The sequence below is a fragment of the Pseudoalteromonas sp. 19-MNA-CIBAN-0066 genome, assembly GCF_040308705.1.
Classification (GTDB): Bacteria; Pseudomonadota; Gammaproteobacteria; order Enterobacterales; family Alteromonadaceae; genus Pseudoalteromonas; species Pseudoalteromonas nigrifaciens.
The window spans coordinates 1-234 of sequence record NZ_JBEONZ010000437.1; the positions used below are offsets into that span (position 1 = coordinate 1).

The 234-nt window shown below is 39.7% G+C and carries 1 protein-coding gene; it reads right to left on the reverse strand.

The genetic code is table 11. The features are described 5' to 3' along the window. The coding region (locus tag AAEZ18_RS19730; protein ID WP_502935427.1) for an LpxL/LpxP family acyltransferase at positions 1–234 on the reverse strand (234 nt) is incomplete at both ends.

The following is a 234-nucleotide window of genomic DNA, read 5'->3' on the forward strand; positions in this document are numbered from 1 at the left end:
GTCGGGAACTGCGTAAAATGGGACAAATTCACAGCGGTTACGGCCGTAATCTTGATCGGGTAAGTAATAGCATACTTTTTTATTTTTTAATGATTTAAGCAAACCTTTTACATCTTTTCGGCCAATTAAGTATTCGTTAGAACGAAGACGGCCATTAGTTGTAAAGTATTCCATTAGTGCGTTGTTGTGAGGGCGATAAAAGCCTAAGCCTTGGCATTTCAATCCCATCACACG